Source organism: Caulobacter sp. B11, assembly GCF_002737765.1.
In the GTDB taxonomy this organism is placed as follows: Bacteria; Pseudomonadota; Alphaproteobacteria; order Caulobacterales; family Caulobacteraceae; genus Caulobacter.
The window spans coordinates 1-4,428 of sequence record NZ_PEGG01000295.1 but is presented as its reverse complement, the minus strand read 5'-3'; the positions used below and the strand labels follow the sequence as shown (position 1 = coordinate 4,428).

The 4,428-nt window shown below is 67.4% G+C and carries 8 protein-coding genes and 2 pseudogenes; 2 read left to right on the top strand and 8 right to left on the bottom strand.

The window, feature by feature from the left end:
• The 3 genes from CSW58_RS11410 to CSW58_RS11400 form a co-directional block, all read right to left on the bottom strand.
• Window positions 1-369, bottom strand: a 369-nt coding sequence (locus tag CSW58_RS11410) for a DUF2239 family protein (protein ID WP_143755182.1), incomplete at its 3' end; no start/stop codon positions are given.
• Window positions 366-704 carry a GIY-YIG nuclease family protein gene (locus CSW58_RS11405; RefSeq protein ID WP_099447366.1) on the bottom strand — a complete coding sequence of 113 codons (339 nt, stop codon included), beginning with the start codon at window positions 702-704 and terminating at the stop codon, window positions 366-368. The genes CSW58_RS11410 and CSW58_RS11405, both read right to left, overlap by 4 nt.
• A gap of 76 nt (window positions 705-780) precedes the next feature.
• Window positions 781-1,179 (bottom strand): hypothetical protein, encoded by a 399-nt coding sequence (locus tag CSW58_RS11400; RefSeq protein WP_099447365.1) that lies wholly within the window; start codon window positions 1,177-1,179, stop codon window positions 781-783.
• 164 nt (window positions 1,180-1,343) lie between these two features.
• Here CSW58_RS11400 and CSW58_RS14125 point away from each other — a divergent pair, with 164 nt between their 5' ends.
• Window positions 1,344-1,496: a hypothetical protein gene (locus CSW58_RS14125; RefSeq protein ID WP_161494607.1), complete on the top strand. Its 153-nt coding sequence runs from the start codon at window positions 1,344-1,346 to the stop codon at window positions 1,494-1,496.
• Window positions 1,497-1,585: 89 nt separating this feature from the next.
• Here the strand turns inward: CSW58_RS14125 and CSW58_RS15825 are convergent, their stop codons facing one another.
• Together CSW58_RS15825 and CSW58_RS15820 are read right to left on the bottom strand one after the other, a co-directional pair.
• The gene (locus CSW58_RS15825) at window positions 1,586-1,885 is read right to left on the bottom strand and encodes a hypothetical protein (RefSeq protein ID WP_255406579.1); all 300 of its coding nucleotides are present in this window, start codon (window positions 1,883-1,885) and stop codon (window positions 1,586-1,588) included.
• A gap of 224 nt (window positions 1,886-2,109) precedes the next feature.
• Window positions 2,110-2,388, bottom strand: a pseudogene (locus CSW58_RS15820) (DUF2461 family protein); the annotation flags it as partial.
• Window positions 2,389-2,545: 157 nt separating this feature from the next.
• Between CSW58_RS15820 and CSW58_RS11390 the strand changes: the two are divergent.
• On the top strand, window positions 2,546-2,899 hold the full coding sequence (locus tag CSW58_RS11390; protein ID WP_099447364.1) for a nuclear transport factor 2 family protein: 354 nt from the start codon (window positions 2,546-2,548) through the stop codon (window positions 2,897-2,899).
• A gap of 188 nt (window positions 2,900-3,087) precedes the next feature.
• Here the strand turns inward: CSW58_RS11390 and CSW58_RS11385 are convergent, their stop codons facing one another.
• The 3 genes and pseudogenes from CSW58_RS11385 to CSW58_RS11375 form a co-directional block, all read right to left on the bottom strand.
• The gene (locus CSW58_RS11385; RefSeq protein ID WP_255406578.1) at window positions 3,088-3,618 is read right to left on the bottom strand and encodes an AAA family ATPase; all 531 of its coding nucleotides are present in this window, start codon (window positions 3,616-3,618) and stop codon (window positions 3,088-3,090) included.
• Between the two features lie 53 nt (window positions 3,619-3,671).
• Window positions 3,672-3,935, bottom strand: a complete 264-nt coding sequence (locus CSW58_RS11380; protein WP_369825168.1) for a DUF1428 domain-containing protein — start codon at window positions 3,933-3,935, stop codon at window positions 3,672-3,674.
• A 177-nt stretch (window positions 3,936-4,112) separates the two neighbouring features.
• Window positions 4,113-4,428 (bottom strand): annotated as a pseudogene (locus CSW58_RS11375) (hypothetical protein); the annotation flags it as partial.

The window sequence follows — 4,428 nt, the reverse complement described above, 5'->3', positions numbered from 1 at the left end:
CGGCCCCTCTCCCTCGCGCTTGGCCGCCTCGACCAGCTTGCGAAGCGCCACCGAGGCGCCGCCGGGCTGGGCCGCCAGCCACTCCCAATGGCGCGGCAAGAGGGTCACCTCGCGGGCGGTGACGCCCAGCTTGGGACGGCCGCGACCGCGCGGCGCGAGGCCGGCGTCGGCGGGGGTCGACAGGCGATTGACCAGGTCCACGGGTCCGCCACGCAGGTCGAAGTCCACCTGCCGCCCCTCGGGATCAAAGATCAGCAGCGCGGCGTCGGGCGCGGTCCCGGCCAGGCGTTGGGCGTGCAGCGCGGCTTCCAGTTGCGAGCCGACAAAGACCCGTTCGGCCCCGAGGAAGACGGCGTGATGTCCGCTCATCGGTTCAGCCCCCGCGCGCCCAGGGTTTCCAGCCAGTGCTGCCGACGCGCCTTGAGCAGCGACGCTCGACCCAGGGCTTCCAGCTCCCGGTCGTCGATGGTCTCAAGCGGCTCGAAGCTGAAGGCGGCCTCGCCATGGGCGTTCCAGGCCGCCTGCAGGGTCGGCTCGGGGTGGGAGCCGTGCTTCAGGGCGAACCACATGCCGTTGCGGCGCGTGGCCAGATCGGGAGTCGCCCCCACCCAGACCTCCGCGCTCGTCGCGCAGCGCACGGCATAGATCCCCGGCGCGACCACACGGTCACGGTAGTCGCGCATCAGCGCCTTTCGTCCGGTCATAGCGGCCTCCTGTGCCGCGCTTTCTACCCGGATAAATTAAAACGTCAATATTACCCGGATAAATAACTCGGCGCGGTCAGGTCGGACCGGGGGCGGCGCGGAACATCACATAGCCCCGCTCGACCATGCGCCGCATGGCCTCGTAGGCCTCCGCCAATTCCTCATAGGCCGCGCGCATGTGGGCCAGCTTGGCGACCTGCTCGGGCGATAACGAGTGCGAGGTTTCGGTGATGGTCACGGCCGCGGCCACCCACTGGGCGCGCGCCTGGGCGGCGGCGACCGCCATGCGTTGGAAGTGCGTTGCGTCGACGTGGCCCAGGGCCTGGCCGATCAGGGCCTTGTTCGAAGCAAATGCCGTATAGTCGATCTGCTCGAGCACGCCGCGCAACCGGCGCTGGATTTGCGGATCGTCGTCAACCGGCTCGAAATGATCAAGACCGCGGCGGCGAAAGCTGGATGTTACGGTCGACGACATGGCGTCCTCCCACCCGGCAGCCCTCTTCGTGACGGCCGGAACTTCCGTCAGACTGCGCCCTACTGCTTAAGAGCTTGTTTCCAGACAAAATCCCCGCCCGGGAACGGCGGCCCGGTTCCCTAGCGGTCACCCTGGTCAGAGGCCGCACATTTCGGGCGCTGACCGTGAGCCTGGACGACTCGGCCGACGTCAGCGGCGTCGTCGCTGGCGGCGTCGCCCAACGCGGACGGCTGCTGGACGATCTGCCGATCGCCTGGACCTGGACTTTGAGACGAGGCTGGGCTGAGAGGGCGCCGCGGCGCATGTCACCCTGCTGAACAATTCTGGCGGTCCGCCCAATGACGGGACCCGCCGGAGACCGAGAGATCGACAACGCCCTGGTCGCCACCCTGAGGCTGAAGGTCGCCTATTGAGGCGAGCCTGACGGCGACTCCCGCAGGGCTTTCCAGCCGAACAGCATCAGCGGCCAGGCGTCGGCCACGAAGCCGGCGATGATCCCGGGCAGGTCCGGCCCGCCGATCTCGGCGCCGCTCAGGTCGCGGCGCACCAGCCAGCGGGTGCGCTTGATCGCCGCCTCCAGCGGGCCGCCCGCCTCCCCTTCGAAGCCCTTGGGCATGCGCTTGGTCGGCTCGCCCGGCTCAAGCGGCAGGCCCTTGGCCGCCAGGGCCGCCTCGACCGCCGTCCAGCCCTTGGGATCGGCGGCGATGGCGCGGCGGAAGGCGTCGATCTGCGGCCGCTCCGACAGATAGAACCCGCCGCCGCGAAGGCGCCGCGTCCGGCATAGCCGTCGCCGCCGGCCTGGGCGGACGGCAGGGTCGAGGGATCCAGCGGGTCGATGGTCTGGGGGTCAAAGACCGGCCGATCCCCGGCCTCAGGCTCGATATGCACATAGAGCATGCCCGGCGACATCTTCTGGCCGTCGCGGGTCAGGGTGGCCGAGACATGGGTCTTGTAGGGTCGCTTGTCCTTGGAGAACCGCACGTCGCGGTGGAGGCGAAACACGCTCTTCTTGGGATCGCCGGCCAGGGGCAGGTCCAGACCCTCGAACGCCGCGTTGAGGGCCACGATCAGCGCCGCCAGGGTGGGCTTGAGACCCTCGTCATAGGGCGCGCGGTTGGCGATGAACCAGTCGCGGTCATTGTGGGCGGCCAGGCCGGTCAGGAAGGCGAGATCGGCGGCGGCGAATCCGGGGAACGAAGTCTCTGTCATGACCCCGATCCTAGCCTGGATCCGGATGATGCGCCCCTGCCGCCAAGGACTGTCAGCAACAGCGCCGAATCGAAACAAAAAGTGAACGCCAGGCCTTGCCAGCCTTCGGAACCGGGTCGATGCTGGCGGTCTCGCAAGCCTCCGAAGGAGCCCTATCATGACCATCCAGGACATCGCCGCCGACCTCGTCGCCCTGTGCAAGGCGGGGGACTTCGACACCCCGGGCGAGAAATACTGGTCCGACGACGTCGTCAGCCTTGAGGCCGCGCCAGGCGACATGGCCCGCATCGAGGGTAAGGCCGCGGTTCGCGGCAAGAGCGAGTGGTGGGCCGCCAACCACGAGGTGCACGGCGCCGAGATCACCGGCCCCTATTTCAACGGCGACCAGTTCGTCGTCGGCTTCAAGATGGAAATCACCCCCAAGTCGACCGGTGAACGGATCACCATGGACGAGGTCGGCCTCTATACCGTCAAGGACGGCAAGATCGTCGAGGAGCGGTTCTTCTACTAGGCCGGGTCAGGCGCGGCTGGCCGACGCCTGACGTCGCGCGGCCGCGCTCTTGCCTGCCGCCTCGCGGTCCACTGGCCCAGGCCCGGAGGCTATGAACCTTCCAGAACGCTCCTCGCGCGTGCCATGGGTCGCGACCCACGCGGCGTCGCTCATGGCCTTGGCGATGCTTTCAGGGTCTGGCGTCTTGGTCATGACGAACTCCTGGCGACGAAACTAGTCGTTCCCTCGCGACTTTCCCAGACCTCCCAACGATCGACCAGGGCCTTGTAGATCTCGAGGTTCGCGCGACTGCGCTCGAAGCGACGACGAAGGTCGCCCTCAGCGACGTCGTGGCCGCCCATCCGAACGCGATGGGCGACGCGCGAAATAGACGCCTCGACATTCGGCAGGCCGACATAGACCAGTACGACGCTGTATCCGGACGCTCGCCATTGCATGATCCGCCGGGCATAGAGGCGGCTGGACAAGGTCGTTTCCAACACAATGTCCGCGCCCCGCGCGACGTGCGCATCAAGCTGAGCCAGCATCAGCCGCCCGGCCCGCATGTCCCGCTCGGTCGAGGAGAGCGTCGGTTCCGTTAAACGACGCGCGATCTCATCGGCGTTGGCGAAGACATAGTTGGGCGCGCTGTCATTGATCCAGCGCGTCGCGAAAGTCGTCTTTCCCGCGCCGTTCGGACCGGCGACCAGAAGGATTGTCGGCAAAGCGCGCTCCGGGATCGGGTCACGCTCACTATCGTATGACGACAGTTACCTGTGAAGCGCCTGAAACCCTACAGCTCCAGAAAGGCCTCAAAGCCGCCGAAGATCATCCGCTTGCCGTCGAAGGGGGTGTCGGTCATGAAGGCCTTCAGGCGCTCATCGGCCATGACCTTGGCCATGATATCGTCGCGGGCGGCTCGGTCGGCATAGGTGATCCAGGAAAAGACCACGACCTCGTCCTCGGTCGCCATCACCGCGCGCGGGAACGAGGTGAGCTCGCCATAGGGCACGTCGTCGCCGATCGTTTCGACATAGGACAGCGCGCCATGCTCCATCCAGACCTTGCCCCCAGGCGCGCCATATCCTTGTAGGCGTCGAGCTTTTCCTTCGGGACCGCGAGTACGAAACCATCGACATAGGCCATGGGGAGTCCTCCCAATCGGTGTTGACGATACAAGAACGCTAGCACGCGAACCGTTCCGACAGGCGCCGGCGAAAAATCGACTCGAGGCTCAGGTCAAGAGCACGGCGGCGACCGGCCGGCGCAGGGAGCGGGGCATGGCGGGGCCTTCGCCAAAGCGGACGATCAGATCGGGCCGACGGTCGGGCGCGCCCAGCCAGGCGGCCAGACGCGCGCGGGTGGGCTTGTCCTCGACGGGCTGGTTGAGAAAGGCCAGTTTCAAGCCCCGCGCCGTGGCGGTCAGGGCGAAACGGGTGAAGGCGCGACCGACCGCGACCCAGCCGGCCGGATCGTCGGAGGGCCCGGTGAACACCGCCGCGCCGGCGGTATTGGCCATCTGACGGGCGATCTTGTCCGCCTCGCCCTTG

Excerpts from the sequence above, each read along its gene's own strand:
- CSW58_RS11400 (WP_099447365.1), bottom strand. The coding sequence starts at position 1,179 with ATGTCGTCGACCGTAACATCCAGCTTTCGCCGCCGCGGTCTTGATCAT.
- CSW58_RS11380 (WP_369825168.1), bottom strand. The coding sequence starts at position 3,935 with ATGGAGCATGGCGCGCTGTCCTATGTCGAAACGATCGGCGACGACGTG.
- CSW58_RS11405 (WP_099447366.1), bottom strand. The coding sequence starts at position 704 with ATGACCGGACGAAAGGCGCTGATGCGCGACTACCGTGACCGTGTGGTC.
- CSW58_RS11390 (WP_099447364.1), top strand. The coding sequence starts at position 2,546 with ATGACCATCCAGGACATCGCCGCCGACCTCGTCGCCCTGTGCAAGGCG.